We start from the raw sequence: 22,680 nt of genomic DNA on the forward strand, positions 1-22,680 counted from the left end.
CACCTTCGCCCCGCCGCCCGCGCCGCGCCCGGCCGGAACTGCACGCGGGCGCGCCGCCGTTCCCGCCATGCCGCGTCGCTTCACCGGCTGGTTCGCCCCCACCCACGCGCCGACACCCCTGATGCGGCCCGCGCCCGTACCGGGCGCGGTGCCGCCGGAATCCCGGCTCGACCGGTGTCCACCCGTGGCGGCGTTGGCCGCCTGAGCAGGCACCTGGAGGTAAATAGTGAACTTCCTACCGAACGACACACTCGCCGGCTACGCCCGTACCGCCGTCGACCTGCGCACCCGCATGGTCCACTACCACCGCAGCCCGCTCGCGGCGCAGTACCTGCAGGCGTTCTTCGGCAGCCGCCTCGCCAACCACGCCAGCCCCAGTCCAGCGGGCGTGGCGAAGGTCCTCGACGCGGTCCGCGCCATCACCGCCAACCCGTGGCGAGTCGGCGAGCCGTACGTCATCGCCCCCGCGATGACCGCGATCGTCGCCGCCGCCGCGGCAGCCCTCGACCTGACCGGCGAGGTGCTGCCCGCCGATGTCGCCCCCGACGACGGCGGGGTGCTCTTCCTTCCCGAACCGATCTACCACCGCAGTCTCAGCGGCGAGGTGTCTTCGATCGGGGCGATCACGTGGGCCCGCACCACCAACACCAGCGGCGGCCGGTCCTTCTGGGCCATCGCCGGCTGGGCCGACCACCACGACCCGCACGACCCGGCGGCTGTGCGCCGTTGTGCGCAACTCGCCGACCGGACCGACCTCGCCCGCCAGTTCGGCCCCTACGTGCTGACCGACTTCACCGAGATCCCCATCGGCCAACCCGTCGACCCCCGCCCCGACCTGTCCATCCTCGACGGAGACGACCGCGACTGGGAACCGGCGCCCGACGGCCGGTTCTGCATCGACGAGACCACCACCCCGATGCGCGCCTGCGCCGCCCTCGCCTACGCCTTCTGGCGCATACAGGCCCAACCCCTCGCGACCGTCGCCGCCGCCCCGTTGGACCGCGCGGCACGCCGCCGCGCCGTACGGGCCAGCATCCGCCACGACACCCGGGTGGTCATGCTGCGACGCACCAGTCCTCTTGCCGAACCGACCGACGGCGAATCCAAGTGGCACTACCGGGTGCGGCTCGTCGTCCGCGGCCACTGGCGGCGCCTCGTCGACCGCGACGGCCACCCGTACCGCATCTGGGTCAACCCATCAAAGGCCCCGACGGTGCGCCCCTGCTGCACGGCGAGAAAGTCGCCGTCCTCGCCCGCTGATTCCCGCCCCCGTCCGAAGGCCGCGCGACGCCCTCTCAAAGGCCCGCGCGGCCTTCACCGTCCGTGCGCCCCGGCGGCCCGCCGGCCCGCCCGGCCTCGAAGGAGTCACGTCATGACCACCCGCGTGCTGTCCGGGATCGCCATCGTGGTCGCCGGCGTCCTGCTGCTGTGCTCCGGACTGGCCACCACCTTGCTCTTCGGCGGCGGCGGTGCCGGCGCGTGCGGGCCGACCACCAGCGTCACGGTCAGCGCCTCGTCGGCCGCGCCCAGCCCCACGGCGGACGGGATCGCTGCGATCGGTGACTGGAACGCCGAGCAGGTCGGCAACGCCGCCAGCATCACCGCCGTCGGCATGCGCCTCGGCGTCCCACTCCGCGGCTGGGTCATCGCCGTGGCCACCGCGATGCAGGAGTCCTCCCTGATCAACACTTCGGGTGGGGACCGCGACTCGGTCGGGCTCTTCCAGCAGCGACCGTCCCAGGGCTGGGGAATTGCCGAGCAGTTGCACGACCCGCAGTACGCGGCGACGAAGTTCTACCAGTCGTTGCAGGCCGTCGAGGGCTGGCAGGCGATGCCGCTGACCGAGGCCGCCCAGGCGGTGCAGCGGTCGGCCTACCCGGACGCCTACGCCAGGTGGGAACCCGACGCCCCCCGCATCGTCGCCGCCCTGACCGGGGTCAGCGCCGGTGTGGGCGCCTGCCAGGTGGCGGTCAGCGCGCAGGGCTGGACCCAGCCGGTGCACGGGGACGTCGGCTCCGGTTTCCGCACGGCGGGCCGGCCCGGGCACGACGGCGTCGACCTGATCGCGGCAAAGGGCACCCCGATCCGCGCCGCGTCCACCGGCACCGTCAGCGTCGTGCGCTGCAACGCCGTTGACGTGCGCACCGGCCGGGACTGGGGCTGCGATCGCGACGGCGTTCCCGCTCTCACCCGCGGTTGCGGCTGGTACGTCGACATCAACCACCCCGGTGGGGTGATCACCCGCTACTGCCACATGCTCACCCACCCTTCCGTGATCGAGGGCCAACAGGTGACGGCCGGTGACGTCATCGGCGTCGCCGGCAGCTCCGGCCACTCGTCCGGACCGCACCTGCACTTCGAGGTGCACCTCGGTGACTACACCTCCGGAACGGCCATCGACCCGGTCGCCTTCATGGCCTCCGTCGGCGCGCCCCTTAACCAGCAGTCCTGATCGCTGATGCCGGCGGCCGGCCTGCGTGATCCACCCCGGCTCGGCGGTCGTTCCGCCCCGGGACTACCGCCGCAACCCCCATCCACACATCCCTGAGGAGGAGAAGCCCGTGAGCACGCCCACGCTCATCGGTGTCGCCGCGCTCCGCGGCAGGTACACCGCCCGCTTGATCCAGTTCAGCGAGGATCCGCAGGTTCTGGTGCCGCTGCTGCGCCGGATCTGGACCGACACGTTCGGCCGCGACACCGACGCCATGGCCGCCGCGCTTCTGGCCCGCAACTGGTGGTCTCTCGCCGTCAACCCCAAGCCCCGCCGCTGGGAGCAGCAGCCGCCCGTACCGGGCCTGGGCTACCCCGCCGACAACGACACCATCCGGCGGGGTGCGCTGCGCGAGGACATCAGCGGAGCCCTCGAGTGGCTGTACCTGCTGCACCTCGACCAGCGGCGGCTGGTGGTGTACGAGGCGACGGTCCACGGCCGCTGGCTGCGGCACAGCGCGCACCACCTCGACCCCGCCGAGCACCTGTTCGTCACCGCACCCGCCGACGATGGCGGCGGGGGCCCGGAGATGACGGTGTGCACCGTCTGCGGCGCGGTCGACGAGGTCGACCACGTTGAGGTGCCGTCCATGGCCGGCTACGGCTACGACACCGCCACCAGCTGCACCCGCTGCGGCTCCTCGGTCGTCACCGACCCGATGTTCGGCGATCACGTCACCCGCAAGCCCTGGCCGCCGCAGGCCCCCACAACGGGTCACGCGACGGCAGCACCCGATGAACGCCGACCACATGCCGGCGCCGAGGCCGGCCAAACGGCCGCCGAATGGTGGGCGCAGGACACCATCGGCCCCCGCGCTAGCGGCGACACCCGCCGGGCCGCGCGCCGGATCCTCGCCGACGTCGACGACGGCGATCCCGCCGTCCTCGACGCCCTACCTCACTACACCTCGGCCGAAGAGTCGGTCGACACCAGCGGGTGGGGGCTGTTCGCCGACGCCACCGGCGACACCACGGGCTGGTTCGGGCTGCGCATCCAGCAGCGCGACGAGGCGTTGGCCGTCTACCGCGACGCCTACGACACCGCCGTCACCGACCGCGTCTCGGACCTGTGTCACTCCGCGGCGAGCCCCATCGGCCGCGACGTGTCCCACCTGCACCCCGACCGGGTCCGTACCGGCGACGTTGGCGTGTTCTCCGGCGACTGGGCGCGCACTACCGGCCCCGACGGCGGTGACCGGATCGAGGTCGGGTTCGTCGGTACCCTGATCGACCACTGGAACGGGTGGGCGGTGTTCTCCTGCACCCGGGAAGTGGCCGAGGCGATCGTCGCCGACCAGCAGCGCCACCGCGACCAGTGCCGCCACCGCCTGCGCGAGCAGGGCGTGCCGGCCGACGACCTGGACCGGCGGGTCGACGCGGAACTGGCCGACCTGTCCTTTGACGGCGACGTCATCGTCGCCGACCAGCGCGCCCTGTCCGACGACCCGGACGCCATCGAACGCATCACTCCGGACGGCGACGGCCGGTACGTGGTGATGGGCCGCAGCTGGTGCTGGGAGGCCGTTGACCCGTACGCCTGCGTCCGGATCGTCGGTGACCTGCCCGACCCGGCATAGGCCGGCACTCAAAACCATGGCTCGGCCGTAAAGCTCCGGGTGCGCATGGCTCTCCGCCGCGCCGAGGTAATCGGATTTATGCGCGGGTGAGGGCGGCTCTTCAGGGGGGTGGCTGCGGACCGCGATCGGGAAACGCGTCGTTCGGTCTGCCCAGCCGTTGACATCCGCCGCTAGCCTTCGTGTATGGCCAGTGACGATCTGTCAAGGTCCGATGAAGACGAAGGCGGGCCGGAAGTAGCCCCGCCGCGGAACACGGCCGTGGCTCGCAGAGGAGCTGCCGTCGCTGGCGACAACGCGAGCGGGATGTTCCTGGAAGCTGCCGCCGTGTGGGTGGGGGCCTCGGCAGCCGCCGGCGTGTTGGGCAACGCGGTATACGACGCGCTCAAGGCGGCGCTCGGCCGGCTGCGGCGCCGAAAGGTAGCCACTGCCGAGGACGACCTTGTGCTGTTCGCCCGGGTCGCGCTTGACCTCGCTAGGCCTGCGCTCCTCGACACCGACGAGCTGTTTGACCGCGAGGTCTACGTCAGCTGCCGCGAGGTCCGCGGTGGGTGGCGGGTTACGTTCTATTCCGGCGAGGAGACGGTGCGCGTCCGGCTGTCCGTTGATGACGAAAGGCAGGACGTCAAGGCCAAAGTCCGCCTGCGCCGAATGCCTGTTGTCGTCCGACGGTACGAGGATGAGGGCTACCGGCAGGCGCTGCGGACTGCTAACGGATCGAAGCCGTCACCGTCTGCGGATCCCGTTGCCCTGCAAGATCCGCACCGCGAACCGGATCTCGGCGAGCCGCAAGCCACCGCCGGCCCGTAGCTGCGCGCCAACCCGCCGCGCATTCGCCGCCTGAAACACGATGACGCTCGGCGGCCGGACATGCTCCGTCGCCTCAGCGTCCTGCATGCGAGGATCATCCACCGAGCCCGCCCGACTGCGCCACCTCGGCATTCGTCGTCGCGGATCTTCGCCCCAGCCCCACCGCCGCTCCCCCACGATGGGAGACGTGAGCAGTCTTCACGGTCAGCGCGGGCGGTGAGTCCTGCCCGGCGTCGGGCCGGGCGGGATGCCAAACTGGCGCTGCGCCGCCCGGTCGCGCCGATGCTCGCGGCACCGGTTGACCAGGTGCCAGAGGGCGCCGGCCTCGTGCACGAACCGAAATGGGACGGGTGGCGGGTGATCGCCTTCCGCGAGGACGACGGGGTGTACCTCCAGTCCCGGGCCGGCCGGAACCTCACCACCTACTTCCCGGACATCACCCGAGCCATCCGGAGGGCCGTGCCGTCCGGCGCGGTGCTCGACGGCGAGCTGATCGTGCTCGAGCGCGGGAGGACGAACTTCGCCCAGTTGCAGCGGCGCGTCACCGCCGGCCGCGGCCTCCTTCGCCTGGCCCGTGATTGCCCCGCCCACTACGTGCTGTTCGACCTGCTCGCCGACGCTGGCGGCGAGGGGATCCTGAACCTGCCGCTGTCGGAACGGCGGGCCCGGCTGGAGCAGCTGCTCACCGGCGCGCCACCTCAGCTGATCGTGACCCCACAGACGGCGGACATGCGGCAGGTGTGGGACTGGCTGAGCAACTGGACGGTGGCCACCGGCATCGAGGGCGTGGTGACCAAGCGGCTGTCCGGCCGCTACGAGCCAGGCAGGAGAGGGTGGTGGAAGTTCCGATCTGTCAGGGTTACGCCGTCGCTGACGCTGCCGTCATAGGCGTTGCGCCTGCTGGGCTCGCCCAAGGTCGAGTACATCGGCATGCGACAGCTGTCGGGCACTGGCACTGTCTGGTTGGTCGCCGTGGATGCCGACCTACGAGCAGCAGTGCATAGCCGCGAGCACAAGTCCGCCACCGCAGGCACGCTGAGTTGCGTCGGCGAGCCGCGACAACGTCCGGATCTGCCGATGTGCGGATGCTGTCGGTGTCATAAAGGAAAGCCGCGTGGACAGGATCACCGTAGGATCGTTCCCATGCTCGAGTCACAGCGTGAATCCGTGCCGCTCAACGACGAGGACGAGGCGGACACCGCACTGGCGTTTCTGTCCTTCAGCCGGTCTTGCTTGCTGAAAAAGCTGGACGGGCTGGAAGAAGAGAAGTTGCGACGCCGCCTGGTTGTGTCCGACACGACGCTCCTGGGGCTCATTCAGCACCTGACCGGCGCCGAGCGGTATTGGTTCGGCTACACAGTGGCCGGTGATCTCCGGTACGCCGATGCCAACATCGGCATGAAGGTCGCTGAGGATCAGCCTGCCGAGCAGGTGATTGCCGACTACCGTGCCGCCATCGCCGAGAGCGATCGTCACATTCGCGCGGCTGATGATCTCGACGTCCGTACCGCGCGGCCGGTAAATGACGAGCCCCGCACGCTTCGGTGGGTGCTGGCTCATATGACCAGCGAGACCACCCGGCATGCCGGACACGCCGACATCCTTCGCGAACTTATCGACGGCGTCACCGGCCGTTGATCCGGCGGGTGTGGGTGACAGCGGGCCGCTGGTCGAACGCTAGAAGGTCTGGCGACCGCCTCAACCATCCGGATTTGCCGCCGTCCGTGCGCGGCCGCGCACTGCAGCAGCCACGCGGTGTAAGCGCCGATGTAATGGGCGAGCTTTCGTGGCTCCGTAAGCGAGTCGGTGGATCAGCTCAGGATCGGTTGAGCAGGGTCATGAGTTCGCGGTTGGCGGCTCGGGCGGCCGCGAGTTCGTCTGTGCGTTCCTCGAGAGCCTGCCGTAGGTCGGTCACCCGTTGGTTGAGGTGATTGACGTGCTGGCGTAGTTCTTCGTCGGCGGCTGGAGCACCGATGCCGCTGGCGCGGTAGACCTGTTCGCCGAGCAGCTGTGACAGGCGTTTTTCCAGCTGGCTGATGTGCCGGGTCAGTCGTTGGTTCTGTGCCTTGAGGTTGGTCAGGTCGGTGCGTAGTGAGGTGTCGGTGACGGCGGTGAGGCCGCCTGGCGGTGGGGTTTGCCGCCGGGCGGCGTCAATGGCTGCGTGGAGGTCACGGTGGCGGTGGATGAAGCTGCGGTGAACCTGGGCGGCTCGGGCCACTGCGGAGACGCTCAGGGCGCTTCCTGTCGCGGTGGCGTGGTCTATTGCGTGCAGGACGCGTTTGCGGCGGGCGTCGCTGTCGCGGGCGCGGGCGGCGGCCAGGGCTTCGGGGTTACTCATTCGGCGCGTCCGATGCTGCGGACGTCGATGCGCATGGCCGGGGTGGTGGGCATGCCGAGGTGGACGGCTTGACGGGTCTTGCGTAGCACGGCGCAGGCGTTGTGGATCTGTTCGCGTTCTCCGTCGGTGAGGTTGTCGAGGTCGGTTTCCAGCCGCCGGATCAACCCGCGCACCTTGTCGATTTCGGTGGTGCTCGGTGCTGCTTCGGCCTTGGCCCAGTCAGCGAGGTCGACGGCGGCCAGGACGCGTTCTCGGTCGGCGAGTAGTCGGTCAAGGTAGGCGCGTAGTTCGGGTAGGTAGGAGGCGTCGGTGCGGAAGTGGCCGCAGCCCAGGCACCGCAGCCGGTAGGGGCAGGCGCCGCCGCCGGCTTGGACGTTGGACGGTTCGGCGCAGATCCCGAATGGGACGGCGACCTGACCGACGCGGCGACGGGCGCGTTCGGAGTCCATCAAGTTGGTGACGTCGCGCCATAGCCGTTGACCGGCACCGTCGTATTGGTGTTGCGCGAGGCGGTCCACGGCGGCGCGGGTGCGTTTCTCGGTGACGCGGTAGTAGACCTGCGTGGACAGGGTGCTGCGATGGCCGAGCAGGTCGCGGAGCACGTCCATGGGGGTGCCGGCGTCGGCGTGGCGTTGGGCGAAGCTGTGCCGGTAGGCGTAGGGCACGATTGCTGCGGGCGGGTAGTGCGATCCATCAGACAGCGGGAAGTGTTCGAGCTGGTCGACCCACTCACGATGCAGGTTAGTCAGCACCGTGGCGCGGATGGAGCGGGTGCCGTGGGCGTTGTTCATACGGGCCGGCAGCAGCACCAGGTCGACTTCGTCAGTGGTGGGGAACCGCTCACGCACGCGTTGCTGCTGGTCGCGGATCAGGGTGGCGGTGCTGTCGGCGATGGGTAGGCGGCGCCCGAGCCGATTGCGCTTGTAGTCGGTGAAGACGAGTACGGCTTTGCCGTCACCGTCGCGGTCGAGGCAGTGCAGCGGCAACCGGCAGATCTCGTCCGGGCGGCGGCCGGTGTCCATCAGCAGTTCGACAGCGATGCGGAATTCGCGTGACGATCGCTGCTGCAGCTGCGTCAGGTTCTCGTCGAGCTGAGCCATCACTTCGCGGGGAAGAGCTCGGGCGTCGGGCCGTTCGGGTGGCAGCGACGGCAGGTCCTCCTGGCGGATCGCGAACTCGCCTGGCAGGCCGGCCATGCACTCCCCGGGCCGGCTCAGACCCAAGTCGCGGCAGACGGCGAGAACCGTTCGGGTGTGCCGCACTACCTGGATGTGTCGTGGTGCCTGAAGCTCGCCGGTGTTGCGCAGATGCGCCAGCCGTTGCAGGAAGACCAGGATGTCTGCCCGGCCCAGCTCAGCGGGGTGCAGGCCCTGGTCCTCGCGTTGCAGCCGCAGACTCGCCGACAGCTTGGCCAGGGAGTTGGTATGCGCGCGGGACACGCCGTAGGGGGATTTCGACCCGCGCCGCTTGGGCAGGTCCTCGGCTACCCACGCTTTCAGTGCGTCGCGTAGCCATGGCTGCGTGATGTGGGAGAAGTCCAGGACGCCGGCGTGTCCGGCCACCGCCAAGTCCCAGACGGTGCGCTTCTGCTCGTCCTCCCAGGTGGTGCTGGCCCGCCGGGCCTCGTTCTGCAGGTTCGTCAAGAGCAGGCGCGGAGTCACCGACAGTCCGATGCCACTGACCTCCGCCAGGGACGCTGCCTCTCGAGAACGCGCGTGGCGCGCGACCAGCTCCCAGTGATCGGGGGAGATTTTGAAGCCCTGCTCACCACGGCGTTGGACCGCCACCAACAACTGCGCGACCACAAGGTCGGGCAAACCGCGCAGGTTCACCGTGGCGCTGCGGAAGATGCCCGGCTCCCGGCGGCGCCAGCGGGCCTGGTCATGTTCCCCGGCTGCGGTGGCGGTCTTCCACCGCTGGCGATGGGACAGGCACAAGCCATTGCTTCCTTCCGCCAGCCGTGTGCAGGCCGCGACCTGGCAGTCGCCGAAGGACGGCAGCGGCTTGACGCCGGGCATCATTAAGAACCGCTGTACTGCTTCCGGTGTAGGGCGGCCGACGAGTTCTCGGGCCCGCAGGGCGTGGCTGTTGCAGAGCTTGTGCGTGGAGACGTTCTGCGGTCGGGGGCAGCCAGTTACCAGACAGGTCGCGTCGACGAGCCGATGGATCATGTCGCTGGGGGCACCGCGTGGTGCGGCGCTGGCGAGGAAAGCCTCCTTGGACAGGCCGCTGGCCCTGCACCGGCTGCGGCACCCTGTACACAACGTGCCCGCAGAGCTGGACCGCACCAGGCATTGCGGCACCGCGCACCTCGGCCAGCCCAATACCGGGTGTTGTGGGGTCGGACAGACCAAACGCAGCAGCGGATCCCAGCCCGCGGTTGTCCAGAACTGCTCGGAGAGCAGTCCCTGAAGGCGATCAAGTTCAGATTCGACGCGCGGCTGCGGCGAGGCCGCCGGCGCCGGCAGCGTCACGATGGGTTTCCCGCTCGATAATCCGCGACCCGTTCCACCGCGTCCCGTAAACGTTGCGGCGCCGGATGTAGGTAGACCTGCGACGAATGCGGCGACGCGTGTCCCAGCAGGTGCTGCACCTCATCGACCGTCCCTCCGGCGTCGAGCACGTCGGTAGCGAAGCCGTGCCGAAGCATGTGCGGGTGGACCAACCGATCCAGCCCGGCGCGTCGCGATAACGCCGCCAGCAATTCGTTGATCGCACCTGGGCGCATCGGTGCCCCCAGCGGCGGCCGTGAGAGGTTGACCAGCACGAAGTCGCAATCGTCCGCGGGACGGCACGCCGCCCGCTCCCACCAGTACGCGTCCCAGGCCTGCACGAGCAGCCCGTCAGCCGGCACCGTCCGCGAGCGGCGTGACTTCGCGAATGCCCCTCGCGGAGCGACGTCACGGCGCACAACATGCAGGTGCTCACCATGTACCAGGCAACCCAACATGGTGGAATCCGCGGCGAAGTGCACGTCCTCGCGGCGCAGTGAGACCAGCTCGCCACGACGCAGTCCCCGCGCTAAGCCAAGAACGATCAGACGATCACGGGCCGAACGGCATGCCTGGGCCAGCGCGACGACTTCCGCCTCTGCGGCACGGTCCACCGGCTCTTCGGCCACTGGCAGTCGATGGCGTGCACGGGCGATTCCCCGCGGCGTCAGCGTCTCACCGCGTACCTCGTCCGGCAACCACCGATCGTCGGCCGCCTCGTAGAGCACCGCCAACAGCGCCGGCGGCGCCACCCCAGATGCCACCGCGTGCTTGCAGAACTCCCGCACCGCACCGACCACACCATTGACCCGGCGTGGACCCCGTCGTCCTGAACTTCTCAACCACAACATGAACCCGGTCATGCGGTACACCGCTGACCAAATTTCTAGGCCCACCAGGCTTGTCCATGTCAGAAACAGCGCCAGTGACCGCGCGTATGATTCGGTGGTCGCCTCAGCGCACCCGCGGCCGAACCGCAGATGGCGGAGGAACTCGTCGACGTCCGGTACTGGCCTCAAATCGTCGCTGAGCACCGTCCAGTAGACCTGCGCCGACGGGAGCCGTACCGCGAACGCTCGCGTCAACTCCGTACCTCCGAACCTGTCAAAGTGAGCGGATGACGCTGATGATGGGCACGCGATAGGGAACTGTCGCGCACAGGGTGTGCGGAGGCGGGTACGTCTTCCCGCGCGTCAGTGCGCTACACCTCAAGCTCCCAGACAGAGGTACCGGACCCGGATCACTACGGAGGCGATCGTCGGCGGGGTGACGGGCGGTCTCCGCCATCCCGACACCGTGCTGCTCGGCCGGCGTGACCGGCGAGGGCAGCTGCGGTACACCGGGCGCACCCACCCGCTGGACGGTATGCAGCGGGTGGAGCTCGGCGGGATGCTATCTCCCCTTCCGGCGGCTCAGCGCCGTGGCGTCCCGGTGGCACATCCGTGGCCGGAGCCGCTGCCGGCGTCGTGGTCGGGTCAGCTGGAGCGGCCGGAGCCGTTGCGGTACGTGCAGGTGGAGCCGAGCGTCGTGGTGGAGATCGAGGCTGACGTGGCGTTCGAGCACCAGAGGTGGCGTCACCGCGTCCGCTACGTCCGGGCCCGGCCGGACATGTCGACGGACGACGTGCCGCTGCTGCTCGGTGAGGAGGAGGGGTACTACGGCGAAACCTGACCCGGAGGATCCGCTCGACGCCGACCGGACGATCCGGCCATGGCGAACCGAGGCATCGATATGCCGTGGGCGGGGGTTCTGCCAACGACCTGATCGAGGTGTTCGGCTTTGCCCTGGGAGTGGTGGCCGTCGTCGTGTACCCGGCGCCTGGTGGGGCTGGGCGAACGTGGCGCTGTAGGGCCCTCCTGCTTGGCCTGAGCGCCCGCTGGTACGTGACCCGCTAGCCGTCGAGCTGCACCTGGGCGGCGGCGGGTTCGCCTTCATGCACGCGCGGACCCAGACGGGGCGCACCTCCACCGCTACTACTCGCCCTCCGGCCAATCCACCGGCTGGGTGTGCAGCAGGAGTACCCCATCCCGTTCGATCGGCCAAAGCGGCCAGTTAGGCGGGATCGTCATCCGGATCGGGAGCGTGCGGCTGTTATACCAGCCGTCGAACGGGTCGAATGGACCTTCAGGCCGTGCATGTCGGCGTAGACACGAAGCGGCCCAGGATGTCGTCCGCATAGCGGTGAGTTAGCAGGAACCCGCCGCGGCCGTCGTGCTGCGCCCAGATGTGGGTGTGGTCCATCCCGACGATGTGCACGCCGAGAAGGACTAGGAGTCCGTGCGGTACAGCCCATGCACGCATGCCTGGGCCGGGCCGCGATACAGCAGGATGGACCACGCCGGCTACCCCGATGAACGGGGCAGCCAAGGTCACGGGGTTCGCCGACGGGTTCGGCTGGCCGTTCCTCGACGACCTCGACGGCTACGACAGGCAAGCCCTGGCCCGGATGGCCGACGGACAGCAGTGCGATCCGCAGGGCTGTGAACGGGGTGGCGCCGACTGACCACGACCGGGCCACCGGCACCGCTCCTGGCCCTCACGGTGTGCGCGTAGTCAGCCAGGGCTCCCGCAATCCCGCACCGGCGTACCCATCCGACTTGATCGATTGGGCTGCGCGGGGTTCCATCGTCGGCGCCGACACCGCCCGCGGATGCCGACACCGACCAGCACGGCACCAGCGGCGACCCGACGCGTCGCCGTAACCCTTTCAGCACCACCGGGGTGTGGTCGCCCACCTGCCCGGCCCGATGCGGGCCGGCAGGGGTTGGCCCCACCCGTCTCCGTTGTGCGGTACCCACCGCCCGCGCACCCGGAGACGGGTGCGCGTGCCCGACCCTCGGAAGCGAGGCAATCATGACCACACCGCACCCGCCGGTAGCACCGGCCGGGCCCGCGCAGAACGACCTGGCCTCCGCCAGCGGCGCCGGCAATTCCACCACCGAATCGGGCTCCGGCCGGTCCGGCTACCTGTACCGCAAGGTCGCCCTGCACCTGGCCGACCACCCAGACGACATCCTCAAGGTCGGCGAGATCACCCGGGCGATCGGCGCACCGTCGTCCGGGGCCGTGTTCGAGGCACTGAAGAAGATGGCCGCCGCCGGGCACGCCACCCACCACCGCGACCCGCACCACCGCTTCCAGATCACCCAGGCGGGCATCGAGGCCGCCGGCACCCTCCCACCCGCCGCACCCCGCTCCAGCGGCAGTGCTGGTGGTGGCCGGCAGGCGCGGCCCGCGCCGGTGGCGCGACCAAACGGGGCGCTGTACCACCCGCGCCGGCTCGGCAGGGGCTGGGACGTCGAGGAGCTGCGACGGCTCCGCACTCAGCAGGTGCCCGTGCTGCTTTACGGGCCGCCCGGCACCGGCAAGACCGCCATGGTCGAGGCGGCGTTCCCCGACCTGCTGACCGTCGCCGGCACCGGCGATACCGTCGTCGACGATTTCCTCGGCTCCTACAACCCGGTCCCTGGCGGCGGCTACGAGTTCGTCCACGGGCCCCTCGTGACCGCTATGCGGGAGGGGCGGGTGCTGCTGGTCGACGACGCCACCCTCATCCCGCCGCGCGTCCTGGCGGTGCTGTACCCGGCCATGGACGGCCGCGCCGTTATCACCATCCCCGCCAACGGCAACGAGACCGTGCAGGCCGTCGACGGGTTCTACATCGTCGCCGGCCACAACCCGGGCGTGCACGGCGCGGTCCTCACCGAGGCTTTGGCCTCCCGGTTCACCGTCCATCTGCATGTCACCACCGACTGGGACCTCGCGCGCCAACTCGGCGTCCCCAAGACGGTCGTGGCCGCGGCGATCGACCTCAACGCCGACCTCGCCGCCGGCAAGACCGTGTGGGCGCCGCAGTTGCGCGAACTGCTCGGCTTCGTCAAGGTCCGCGACCACCTGGGCATGACCGCCGCCCTGGCCAACCTGGCCGGCATCGCCCCCGAGGACGCCCGCGACGACGTCACCGCGGCCCTGTCCCGGCACACCGGCACGCCCATCACCGCGCTCGCCCTCGGCAAGCGCTGACCCCGTCCACCCCTTCTTGGAAGGAGCCACTCCGTGTCACATCCGCACACCCACCTGCGCACCGGCACACCACCGGCCCGGGCCGGTGCCGCCGACTGGCGGGCCTGGTCGCAGGCGTGGACCCAGCACGTCCCGCTGTTGACCGGCCGCACCGACCTCACCGTCCTCGTCGCCCCCGGCGCCGCCGGAGACGCACCCGAATGCTTCTACCCCGACCTCAACCGCATCGAGGTCGACGCCACCTACATCGCCGAGCGCCCGGACATCACCGACCCGGCCAAGGCCCGGCATAAGCGCCTCGTGCCCACCGGCTACGGGCTGCTCGTGCACGGCGCTGCGCACGCCGCGCACAGCCGCTGGGCCACCCCGCCCGGCACCCCGCCGATCCTCGCCGCTGTCGCCGACATGCTGGAGGAATCCCGGGCCGAAGGACGCCAACGCGCCCGCCGCCGCGGCGACCGCCGTTGGCTGCGCCACGTCGTGAAGACCCTCCTCGACCCCGATGACGCGGCCGTCGACGACGCGTGGCACGCCGGTCAACTCGCCGCCCTGCTCCTGGCCCGCGTTGACGCCCGCATCGTCACCCGCACCGATGTCCGCCCCGTCCGCGCTGCCGTCACCGGCGTCCTCGGCCGCAAACGCCTGCGACAGCTGCGGGACATCTGGCGCGAGGCCCACACCTGCGACGACGCCGACGCCGACACCATGATCGCCCTGGCCCGGCGGTGGTGTCAGGTCCTCGGCATCGACCCCGACCAGCAGTACGACGCGCCCGTACCGGACGCCGGCCTGTTCCCCGGCCGCCTCGCCGCGGCACTCGTCGACTACCTCGCCGTCGCCGCCGGCGTCACCCCGGCCGAGTACGCCGCGGCGCTGCTGGCCCACCGGCACAGCCCATCGGAAGAGTGGGACCGCACCGACCCGACCGAGCAGGAACACCGCGCCGCCCGCGACCTCGCCAACCGGCTACGGCAGGCCCGCACCCGCCACCCCGAACCCGGCCGGCGCCCCTCGACGATCCCACCCGGCCGGCTGCGGACCCGCCACGCCATCACCGCCGAAGCCCAAATCGCCGCCGGGCAAATGCCGACCGCCGCCCCGTGGCAGCAACGCGCCCAACTGCCACCGGAGAAACCGCGCCTGCACCTGGCGATCCTGGTCGACCTGTCCGGATCGATGGGCCGGTATACCGAGGCGATGTCATCCGCCGCGTGGATCTTCGCCAACGCGGCACGCCGCGCCGACGCGACGACCACCACGATCGGGTTCGGCGACCGCACCACCGTCCTGGTGCCCCCACGCACCTACCCCAGGCAGGTGATGCACATGCGTACCGGCCTCGCCACCGCGACCTTCCCGGAAGCGGTCAAGGTCGCCGACCAACTCCTCGACCTGCGCCACGGCCGCACCCTGCGGATGCTCGCCGTCGTCTCCGACGGCTACCTCGACGACATCCCCGCCGGCCAACACCTCGTCACCACCCTGCACCGCGCCGGCTGCGCCGTGCTGTGGCTACACCCCGCCGACCCGCCCACCGGCGGCGAGCCGACTGACCCGAACCAGGTCTGGGGGCACACCTTCACCCACGCCACCACCCTGACCGTCACCGACCCGACCGAGGCCATCGCGGCAATCGCCGACGCCGCCGTCACCGCACTCGCCCAGGCCTGAATCCCGGCCGAGCGGGCCCCGAACCGGCAGCCAACCAGTCCCACTCAGCGCCGCGGCGCTGCACCGGCTGCGGCCCGCGCAGCGCCGCACGCCGGGACCCAGGACATACCAGGGCCTGGAATGCGTGGCTGCCCCAGGCGGCCCCACTCGCATCTCGCGGAGGGCCGATGCCGAACGGCCTCGCTGCCGCCCCCGCGACTTGACCATCCCGCGCCATTGAAGCGTGCATGCATCGCGTCCTGACCGACCCCGGCTCCGGACGCGGTACGACGCTGCCCACCAAGGAGTTCCTCATGCGTTACGGCACCGACGACGAACACCCCTTCGACACCGACAACCGCGCCTGGCGGCGCCTGCGCGACGTCACCAGCGAACACTTCGACGCCATCACCTGGAACCGGGACCCGGACGGACGGCCGGTCCTGCTCACCCTGCGCGACATGCGCACCGGAGACACGGTCACCCTCGCCGTCCTCGACTCCCTGGAGATCCGCGACCCCCACGCGCTGCTCGCGGTCCACGCCACCGGCGAAATCGGTGCCCACGGCCCCACCAGCGGCGCCGAAGCAGCCCACTCCCACGCCGCCACGCTCGCGCTCGACAGCACCACGCTCGCCGTGACCATGCCCGTACCGCTGCACGACCCCGCCGTCACGGATCTACCCACCACCAGTTGGGTCGACCTACCGCCCGACCTCGCCGCGATCCTGCGCCCCGCCCTCGACGACACCCGCACCGCCGTTCTCGTGCTGCTCGACCGCACCGAAGGCTGGCTCGCCGCCATCGGCCCGTTCCCCACCCACGCCGCCGCCGACACGTGGCAACCCGCCGACGGACCCGGCCGCACCGCCGACCGGCTCACCGTGCCCCTGCACCCGATCACCATCGAGCAGGCCCAGCCATGACCAGCACCCGGCCACAGGGACACCCCCGTCCTCCCCCACCGTGGCCATCGACGTCGACGGCGTCCTCCACTCCGTCAACCCCGCCCACGCCGAGACACGCGGCTACCGGCCACACCGCTACAACGGGCCCGCCCCCGACGGTCAGCACGTCACCGGCACCGTCTGGCTGAACCCCGACCACGGGCCGTGGCTGCGGGAACTGGCCGAGCACGCCCAACCGGTGTGGTGCACCAGCTGGAACCAGTTGGCCGCCGCTTGGATCACGCCACGGCTCGGCTTACCGACCACCTGGCCACACGTCCCCGTCCGCGTCGGCGGGGTCCGCTTCGGCCACCGGAGCAAACTCAGCCTCTGTACGCCTGGGCCGCCCGGCGGTTACTCGCTGTCCTCGACAACGAGTTCGGCGGCGAGGACCCCACCATCGCCGACCAGCGCACCGCCGACGGGTACCCCCGGGTGCTCCACCGGGTCGACCCGTACGGGCCGCACCGCGCCGTGCGACGTCGACACGTGCTGACCTGGCTGAGGCAGCTCTGACCAGCCCACAACGGCGCTACCCGGCGCGAAGGCATTCCGTTCACCCGGATCCGCGGGGCTCCAGTCCCCGACGTATGCCCCGCACCGCATTGACAAGGAGTTGACTATGGACAACACGTTCGAACCCGCCGACGACCCGGGTACCGACCCGTCACCTCGACTCAGCGTCGGAGACCCGGAACGACGCAAGACCCGACGGCTCGCCCGCGAGTGCAACACCTGCGTCTTCAAGCCCGGCAACCCGATGCACCTCGACCCCGGCCGACTCAAGCAGATGGTCGCCGAGGCGCGCGGCGCCGCCGGCTACATCATCTGCCACTCGACGCTGCCCTACGCCGGCAGCCCGGTCCCGCCCGCGGTCTGCCGTGGCTTCGCCGACCGCTACCACACCTGGCAACTCCAGGTCATGGAACGACTCTGGGGCTTCGTCGATGTCGAGCCACCCGAGCCGGACCCGGCCCGCACCCCCGAATGCCCAGGAGACACCCACCATGCGTGACATCAAAGACCTTCTCCGACGCCAGAACCAGATCATCGACACCACCGGCTGGGCCGTCACACATGTCCTGCCCACCGACGACGACCCCCACACCACAGCGCCGTTCGCCTACACCGTCGGACTCACCGCCCACGACTACCCCGAACTGATCACCGCCGGACTGCCACCCGAGGTCGCCCACAGCCTGCTCAACGACCTGGCCCGCCGGGTCTACGACAAGGCCGAACGGTTCACTCACGGCCAGCGCGTCAGCGACCTCATTGCCGACTACGACGCGATCATCATCGATGGGCCGCCCACCGATGAACTGCTGCCCGGGATGGCGATCAACCGCTACGGCCGCGACCAGATCCGCCTCCAACAGATGGTGTGGCCCGACCCGCAGGGCCGGTTCCCCTGGGACAACGGGTACAGCTTCGACCCGCAGGTACAGCCGCTGATCGCGCAGCTGTGACGGAGCACGCCAACAACGGTCCGCCGGGATCCGGGCGCCCCTATCGGTGCTTGGACCCCGGCCACCACCGGGTGCGCTCGCCCAACCCTCGGCTCGGCTGTGTCGCCACCAAGGTCTACGCCGTCACTGGGGTCAACATCGTTAGCGAGTCACTGAGCGTTGGCGCGTGCCCGTCCTTTCCGGTGGTTCGTCAAGCATGGAGTGAGAAGACTGGGCCTTTCGTCGTCCGCGGTGCCGTGCGTTTCGGATAATCCGCCTCGTTTCGGCCAGCTAGCTGCCCGTAGTCACCCTTCAGCCGCCCAGATCCTCGTGAGGCGGCAAGAACCAGCTACCCATAGCGATGGGGCTCTGAACGCCGGCACGCTCGATCCGCTGCGTGTCTGTTCATCGCTCTTAAAGCTCCTTGCTCTACTCTCCGCCTACAGCGATACTGCGGTTGGACCGCAGAGCGCGGCGAGACCCTGGCATCCTCGGAGCCCTATCGTGCCCAATCACCACGACGACGATCTCCAGGCGTTTGCGACTCTTGAATCCGAATTTCGGTCGGTATGTGAGATCGCGATCGAGACGTGCCTTCGCCTCTCTCCACCCTATCGGCCAACGGCGTGGAGAGGGATGATTTCCACTCTGGGTGCAGCGGAGGCCGCGCGACGCCTGGTCGTTAGCGGGGACATCCAAACAGGCTTCGGTCGGCTTGTTCAAGCTGGTCGTCCTGAGCTGACTATTGAGTGGGAGATCCTCAACCCAAGGTGGGATTCCTTATTCAGCGAGCAGCACCGAGCAGCCGCACGCTGGCGGCTTCAGCAAGCGGGCATCGAGCCGCCGAGTCTTTAGTCGCCGCCAGCACGGTTCAGCGCGTGGCGCCGAGCTGGAAGACCAGATCGCAACAGCAGCTTAAGCGAATGTGAGAAATGTCCGAATACTACAAAATTATCGTCGATGTCGGTCAACGAAATTGCGGCGTCAACCAGGAACCTCGGCGCTTTAAGCTCGAATACTTTCAACGCTGCTCGCAACCTCGGACGTGTCGACTTGCTTTCGGCAGACGATGAGATAGCAAAGCTGCTTGCGCAAAGCAGGTTAAAAGGCGTGATTATCGGGGTTGTCGCCACTGGCGGATCATCGCAGTCGCCACCGGTGGGATCATCGCCGCAGTCAAGTCCGCGCCATATATCAAGGGCTGATTCAACGATCTGACGTCGAAGTCGAGTGGGAACGCCGAGATGAGCGAGGGCGAGAGTCAACCTGCCCTGGACGGCGCCGCCGCGACGACCTTCTCGCAGCAGGTAGAGGCAGCGCTGGACGACCTGCCCACCGAGATGAGCAGCGAAGACGCGCAACGGCGGCTCGCAATGATCATGATCGCTGCGGCGTTCATCGCCGATCAGATGCGGGTCCTACCCATGCTCGCGTCGAAGACGCCGGCGCTCCGCAGGAACTGAAGAGTGCGTTGGAGAGACTCTCCTCCCTAGACCTCACGGACACCCTCAACCGGATGCTGGAGAACAATTCCTCCCTGCTCAGCGACGCGACCACAACCGCGCTCATGAAGATCTTCGAAGGCGGCCGTTTCGTCGAGGGTGCATACCGGCCCCTGCGCAACGACAAGATCAAGCACGCGCTTCGCCTGACTGACGGCGAGGACTGAAACCCGGAAGAGCCCTGGAGATCCGGCACCGCACTGCACCTCGAGCCACACCCTGGCGGGTGCTTGCGCCAGCAGCCCACCGGTTGCCTGTCACCGCTCAGGGCACAACGGGCGGTCACGAGAGGCGAACCTGCTCGGCGGCACGGCTGGTGTCGTGTCCGTTCGCGGTTCGCGGCACGGGTGGCCAGTACCGGCGGACGGTACGCTCGGATCGGCCGATTCTGGTGGCGATGTCGGCAGGGTGCAGGGACGGGTCCTGGCTGTACCAGTAGGCCACGGCTCCAGCGGTGTCCGACGGCACCTTAGCGCTGCTTTCGAGGCCGTCCGGCTCGGGCTCATGTCTTTGACCCCCGAAGGGGTCCGGCTCAATCTGTTGGGTAACGCCCGGAGTCTTGACTTTGTCCTGCTCGTCGGAGTTCTCGACCGGCGCGACCGAGGGGCCGGTGATGCGGGAACGGTTTCTCCCTGGCCGGTCCGTGTCGCGGTGAGAGGGACCCGTGCCCCGGTCGTGTGCATCGTTCCTCGGCCGCGCAGGTGCCACTTCCTCGGCGTCGCCCGCATCGGTCGACGCATGCGCCGGGCTGACGGAGGGGGCGCGGATCCGGCCAGCGATCTCGACCAAGCTGATGCTGGCCACGACGACCAGTCCGTCGACGGAGATGGGCAGCAGGTAGGAGGCAGCTGCGTCGGTTTCGCCGTAGCGGGCGGCGACGCCGACCATGTGCCAATAACTCACCCAGGCGGCGATGCCGGCAATGACCGCGGCGGCAATCAACCGCGCGGCGGCCAGGCCACGGCGGTCGGCGGGTACTCGGGAGATGAGTTCGACCGTCAATAGCAGCGCCAGCGGCGGCCACGCGGCGATGACCTGGCTGATGAGATTCGGCTGGGCGTGCAGGACGTTCGCCGCGATCGACGCGGCGACGCCGAGGGTGAGAACGGCCCGCACGCCCCACCGCAGGCGGGTCAGGAGCTGAATGTCGACCTCCGCTGCTTGCGAGGTACGGGCGGTGCTCTGCTGGGGTGGCGCTGTGGCGGTCATGCGGCGGGTCCGTCACTGGGCCGGCGCGCCGGCAGCGGGTCCGGTCGGCGGGCGGGGCGCTGCACCTGGGCGACCAACTGGTCGGCCAGGGCAACAGTCTCATCGCTGGGTTCGGCGTCGATCTCGCCGAGCGCGCGGGTCAGGGCACGGCGCAGGCTGCGGATCGCGTCGAGGTGCCCGAGCGCGGCGCGGGCGCGCATCGCCTGCTGGTACAGCTCTTCGGCGTACGGGTTGTGGCCGATCGCGGCGTTCAGGACGGTGAGTTGCTCGGCGGGGTTGTCGGCGAGGGCGTCGGCAAGGGCGAGGTGGGCGTCGAGTGCCTGTTGCCGGACGGCTTCGCGGTAGGGCTCGATCCATTCGTAGTCGGCGCCGTCGGCCAGGTGCCCACGGTAGGTGTCGACCGCGCGGCGCAGCGCGGCGAGGCGCTTGGCCGGGTCGGCGGCCTGGTTGGCGTCGCGGATCGCGGCGCGCATGCGCCACAGGTCCACGTCGACGGCGTCGCGGTTCAGGACGTACCGCTGGTGGGGGTGGGTGAGGTAGGTGCCGGGTCCCGCGGTGCGGCGCATGATCGTGCGCAGGTCCGACACGTAGGTGTAGAGCCGGCCGGGTGCTTTGGTGGCGGGGGCGTCGGGGAGCAGGTCATCGAGGATCGCCTCGACGGTGGCGGCGCCGTCGTGGACGGCCAGGTAGACGAGCACTTCGAGGGACTTCTTGCGCAGCGTCGGCCCGGGTGGCGTGTCGGCGATGGCGGCGGCGCCGAGCACGGCCACCTTTACCCGACCATGGTTGGTCTCCTGGCCGTCCTCGGCCGCACGGTCGGGGTCCGGTTCATCGGAGGTTGGCGTGGTCGCACCGTCGCGGGAGGTGTCGGCGCTTGGGGCGTGGGCGTTGGCGGGCAGGTCCCCCCCTGTTGGGGCGGCTGCGGCGGTCTCGCTGTCGGCGCTGTCCCGTGTTGCCGAGGCAGTGGGCACCGATTGCGGGTCGGAGGCCGGCAGAGGGCCGTCGTCGCAGGAAGAGTCGTCAGGTGGCCGTGATTCGGTATCGGGCAAAGGTTGCGTGTCAGGTGCCGCTGTTCTGAGCTGGGCGAGGACGGCTGGTTGAGCTGGGGCGGGTGCCTGCGGCTGGCCTGTGTGGGACTCGGCGAGGGTGACGAGCAGGTCGCTGGTCTCGGATGAGGTGAGAACGGCCAGCCGGCCGATGTCGGCAGGGTGACCGCCGTGGCGAGGGCTCTGGCCGTCGGCGCGGCTGGTGGTGCCGTCCGCGGCGACGACGACGGTGTCGCCGTCGGGCCACGCGCCCAGCAGCACGCCGTGGATGTCCAGGCGCTGGCCTTGGGCGAGGAGCGCGGCGGTGCGGGGGCGCTGGTGGCGGGTGACCGCGTCGGCCAGCAGCAGGACCGGCGGCAACGGCTCCTCGGTCGGGTCCGCCGCGCGGGCGGCGGCGACGGTGTCGACCTCGTGGGCGTAGACGATGCGGCTGCGGTGCAGGACCTGCCCCTCGATCAGGTCGAGGGCCTCCTCGAGGTCACCGGTGACGGTCAGCCGCGGCGTGTGGGGCAGCCTGAGGGCACCAGCGCCCAGCAGCGTCGCCGCGGTCGCTGAGGGTATGACCAGCCAGGTCCGCTCGTCCGGTGCGTCGAGGCCCCCGGCGGCTAGGGCGGCAACCATGAACCCGCGGGCGGCGGCCTCCGCGCCGGGACCGGTGAGTCCGAGGCCGGCGGTAGGCCAGATCGGGGTGAGCGGGTGCGCCAACGATGGCACCAGCGGGCAGGGCCCACGGCTGGCGGCAGGTGGTGCTGTGCCGGAGGTGTCCTCGTCGTCGGGTTCGACGGGGCCGGGGCTGTCATGGGCGTGCTGTTGGGAGGGCTTCACGCTCTCTTCGGGCAGTTCGATGGCGGCGGGCCGCTCAACGCCGCGGCGGGCGGGGATGGTGCGGCGGCGGATCTGGTGGATCACGGCAGGCATGGGCGCCATGTCGGCGTCGTCGAGGCGCGGGTCGGCCGAGAGGGGACGTCGGGTGTAGCGGTGGCGGCGGTGCGCCCAGGTCAGGGCGACGGCGGCGAGGATGGCGGCGACGAGCCCTGCGTCGAGCCAGCTGCCGGTGTCGAGTGTGGTCCCGGGCTCAGCCTGTGGTCGCGGCGTTGGCGTGTGCGGGTCGTTGCTCGCGGCGGGGTGGGTGGGTGTGGTCGGGGCGCGTG

At 70.1% G+C, this 22,680-nt stretch carries 20 protein-coding genes and 1 pseudogene; 15 read left to right on the forward strand and 6 right to left on the reverse strand.

Translation table 11 applies throughout. The features are described 5' to 3' along the window. From FHG89_RS33290 to FHG89_RS10645, 6 genes and pseudogenes are all read left to right on the forward strand, one after another. Positions 1 to 205 (forward strand): annotated as a pseudogene (locus FHG89_RS33290) (hypothetical protein); the annotation flags it as partial. A gap of 1,167 nt (positions 206 to 1,372) precedes the next feature. After that, a complete protein-coding gene (locus tag FHG89_RS10620; protein ID WP_139584208.1) occupies positions 1,373 to 2,452 on the forward strand; it encodes a M23 family metallopeptidase in 1,080 nt (359 codons plus the stop codon). Between the two features lie 109 nt (positions 2,453 to 2,561). Beyond that, positions 2,562 to 4,067 carry a hypothetical protein gene (locus FHG89_RS33650; RefSeq protein ID WP_244295336.1) on the forward strand — a complete coding sequence of 502 codons (1,506 nt, stop codon included), beginning with the start codon at positions 2,562 to 2,564 and terminating at the stop codon, positions 4,065 to 4,067. Positions 4,068 to 4,250: 183 nt separating this feature from the next. Beyond that, positions 4,251 to 4,874 (forward strand): hypothetical protein, encoded by a 624-nt coding sequence (locus FHG89_RS10635; RefSeq protein WP_139584209.1) that lies wholly within the window; start codon positions 4,251 to 4,253, stop codon positions 4,872 to 4,874. A gap of 216 nt (positions 4,875 to 5,090) precedes the next feature. Then, entirely contained in the window at positions 5,091 to 5,762 is a 672-nt protein-coding gene (locus tag FHG89_RS10640) for an ATP-dependent DNA ligase (protein ID WP_244295339.1), read from the forward strand. A 255-nt stretch (positions 5,763 to 6,017) separates the two neighbouring features. Beyond that, positions 6,018 to 6,512, forward strand: a complete 495-nt coding sequence (locus tag FHG89_RS10645) for a DinB family protein (RefSeq protein WP_139584210.1) — start codon at positions 6,018 to 6,020, stop codon at positions 6,510 to 6,512. A 178-nt stretch (positions 6,513 to 6,690) separates the two neighbouring features. On the opposite strand, the gene FHG89_RS10650 is transcribed toward FHG89_RS10645, so the two are convergent. The 3 genes from FHG89_RS10650 to FHG89_RS10660 are packed head-to-tail and all read right to left on the reverse strand — an operon-like array spanning position 6,691 to position 10,789. Then, the gene (locus tag FHG89_RS10650; protein WP_139584211.1) at positions 6,691 to 7,212 is read right to left on the reverse strand and encodes a DUF6262 family protein; all 522 of its coding nucleotides are present in this window, start codon (positions 7,210 to 7,212) and stop codon (positions 6,691 to 6,693) included. Further along, entirely contained in the window at positions 7,209 to 9,686 is a 2,478-nt protein-coding gene (locus tag FHG89_RS10655; protein ID WP_139584212.1) for a tyrosine-type recombinase/integrase, read from the reverse strand. The genes FHG89_RS10650 and FHG89_RS10655 overlap by 4 nt, the downstream gene beginning before the upstream one ends. Further along, entirely contained in the window at positions 9,683 to 10,789 is a 1,107-nt protein-coding gene (locus tag FHG89_RS10660) for a tyrosine-type recombinase/integrase (RefSeq protein WP_139584213.1), read from the reverse strand. Before FHG89_RS10660 ends, FHG89_RS10655 begins: the two co-directional genes overlap by 4 nt. Positions 10,790 to 10,970: 181 nt before the next feature. Between FHG89_RS10660 and FHG89_RS32870 the strand changes: the two genes are divergently transcribed. The 5 genes from FHG89_RS32870 to FHG89_RS10685 all read left to right on the forward strand — a co-directional run bounded on the left by FHG89_RS32870 (position 10,971) and on the right by FHG89_RS10685 (position 16,303). Further along, positions 10,971 to 11,375 (forward strand): hypothetical protein, encoded by a 405-nt coding sequence (locus tag FHG89_RS32870; RefSeq protein WP_167517375.1) that lies wholly within the window; start codon positions 10,971 to 10,973, stop codon positions 11,373 to 11,375. A 679-nt stretch (positions 11,376 to 12,054) separates the two neighbouring features. Continuing rightward, positions 12,055 to 12,207, forward strand: a complete 153-nt coding sequence (locus FHG89_RS10670) for a hypothetical protein (RefSeq protein ID WP_167517376.1) — start codon at positions 12,055 to 12,057, stop codon at positions 12,205 to 12,207. 350 nt (positions 12,208 to 12,557) lie between these two features. Next, a complete protein-coding gene (locus tag FHG89_RS10675; RefSeq protein WP_139584216.1) occupies positions 12,558 to 13,727 on the forward strand; it encodes an AAA family ATPase in 1,170 nt (389 codons plus the stop codon). Between the two features lie 33 nt (positions 13,728 to 13,760). Beyond that, a complete protein-coding gene (locus tag FHG89_RS10680) occupies positions 13,761 to 15,398 on the forward strand; it encodes a VWA domain-containing protein (RefSeq protein WP_139584217.1) in 1,638 nt (545 codons plus the stop codon). A 227-nt stretch (positions 15,399 to 15,625) separates the two neighbouring features. Next, on the forward strand, positions 15,626 to 16,303 hold the full coding sequence (locus FHG89_RS10685) for a hypothetical protein (protein ID WP_244295341.1): 678 nt from the start codon (positions 15,626 to 15,628) through the stop codon (positions 16,301 to 16,303). 375 nt (positions 16,304 to 16,678) lie between these two features. Here the strand turns inward: FHG89_RS10685 and FHG89_RS34105 are convergent, their stop codons facing one another. Then, positions 16,679 to 16,813, reverse strand: a complete 135-nt coding sequence (locus FHG89_RS34105; protein WP_280116059.1) for a hypothetical protein — start codon at positions 16,811 to 16,813, stop codon at positions 16,679 to 16,681. Positions 16,814 to 16,946: 133 nt separating this feature from the next. Between FHG89_RS34105 and FHG89_RS10695 the strand changes: the two genes are divergently transcribed. The 4 genes from FHG89_RS10695 (at position 16,947) to FHG89_RS32875 (ending at position 19,441) form a co-directional block, all read left to right on the forward strand. Then, a complete protein-coding gene (locus tag FHG89_RS10695) occupies positions 16,947 to 17,339 on the forward strand; it encodes a hypothetical protein (protein ID WP_139584218.1) in 393 nt (130 codons plus the stop codon). Next, entirely contained in the window at positions 17,332 to 17,793 is a 462-nt protein-coding gene (locus FHG89_RS10700) for a DUF4262 domain-containing protein (protein WP_139584219.1), read from the forward strand. The genes FHG89_RS10695 and FHG89_RS10700 overlap by 8 nt, the downstream gene beginning before the upstream one ends. 1,223 nt (positions 17,794 to 19,016) lie before the next feature. Then, entirely contained in the window at positions 19,017 to 19,235 is a 219-nt protein-coding gene (locus tag FHG89_RS10705; protein WP_139584220.1) for a hypothetical protein, read from the forward strand. Positions 19,236 to 19,288: 53 nt separating this feature from the next. Beyond that, complete coding sequence (locus tag FHG89_RS32875; protein ID WP_167517377.1) at positions 19,289 to 19,441, forward strand: hypothetical protein; 153 nt, start codon at positions 19,289 to 19,291, stop codon at positions 19,439 to 19,441. Between the two features lie 115 nt (positions 19,442 to 19,556). Here FHG89_RS32875 and FHG89_RS10710 read toward each other — a convergent pair whose 3' ends face one another. Both FHG89_RS10710 and FHG89_RS33295 read right to left on the reverse strand, forming a co-directional pair. Next, positions 19,557 to 20,483 carry a DUF2637 domain-containing protein gene (locus tag FHG89_RS10710; protein WP_139584221.1) on the reverse strand — a complete coding sequence of 309 codons (927 nt, stop codon included), beginning with the start codon at positions 20,481 to 20,483 and terminating at the stop codon, positions 19,557 to 19,559. Continuing rightward, positions 20,480 to 22,680: AfsR/SARP family transcriptional regulator (locus FHG89_RS33295; RefSeq protein WP_208760923.1), on the reverse strand; the 2,201-nt coding region annotated here is incomplete at its 5' end. The genes FHG89_RS10710 and FHG89_RS33295, both read right to left, overlap by 4 nt.

Origin of the sequence: Micromonospora orduensis (assembly GCF_006228125.1) — a bacterium.
Lineage (GTDB): Bacteria > Actinomycetota > Actinomycetes > Mycobacteriales > Micromonosporaceae > Micromonospora > Micromonospora orduensis.

Coding starts and splice junctions, on each gene's coding strand:
- FHG89_RS10620 (WP_139584208.1), top strand. CDS start 1,373: ATGACCACCCGCGTGCTGTCCGGGATCGCCATCGTGGTCGCCGGCGTC.
- FHG89_RS10645 (WP_139584210.1), top strand. CDS start 6,018: ATGCTCGAGTCACAGCGTGAATCCGTGCCGCTCAACGACGAGGACGAG.
- FHG89_RS10650 (WP_139584211.1), bottom strand. CDS start 7,212: ATGAGTAACCCCGAAGCCCTGGCCGCCGCCCGCGCCCGCGACAGCGAC.
- FHG89_RS10670 (WP_167517376.1), top strand. CDS start 12,055: ATGAACGGGGCAGCCAAGGTCACGGGGTTCGCCGACGGGTTCGGCTGG.
- FHG89_RS10705 (WP_139584220.1), top strand. CDS start 19,017: ATGAGCGAGGGCGAGAGTCAACCTGCCCTGGACGGCGCCGCCGCGACG.
- FHG89_RS10675 (WP_139584216.1), top strand. CDS start 12,558: ATGACCACACCGCACCCGCCGGTAGCACCGGCCGGGCCCGCGCAGAAC.
- FHG89_RS10695 (WP_139584218.1), top strand. CDS start 16,947: ATGGACAACACGTTCGAACCCGCCGACGACCCGGGTACCGACCCGTCA.
- FHG89_RS10635 (WP_139584209.1), top strand. CDS start 4,251: ATGGCCAGTGACGATCTGTCAAGGTCCGATGAAGACGAAGGCGGGCCG.
- FHG89_RS10685 (WP_244295341.1), top strand. CDS start 15,626: ATGCATCGCGTCCTGACCGACCCCGGCTCCGGACGCGGTACGACGCTG.
- FHG89_RS10700 (WP_139584219.1), top strand. CDS start 17,332: ATGCGTGACATCAAAGACCTTCTCCGACGCCAGAACCAGATCATCGAC.
- FHG89_RS32875 (WP_167517377.1), top strand. CDS start 19,289: ATGCTGGAGAACAATTCCTCCCTGCTCAGCGACGCGACCACAACCGCG.
- FHG89_RS10710 (WP_139584221.1), bottom strand. CDS start 20,483: ATGACCGCCACAGCGCCACCCCAGCAGAGCACCGCCCGTACCTCGCAA.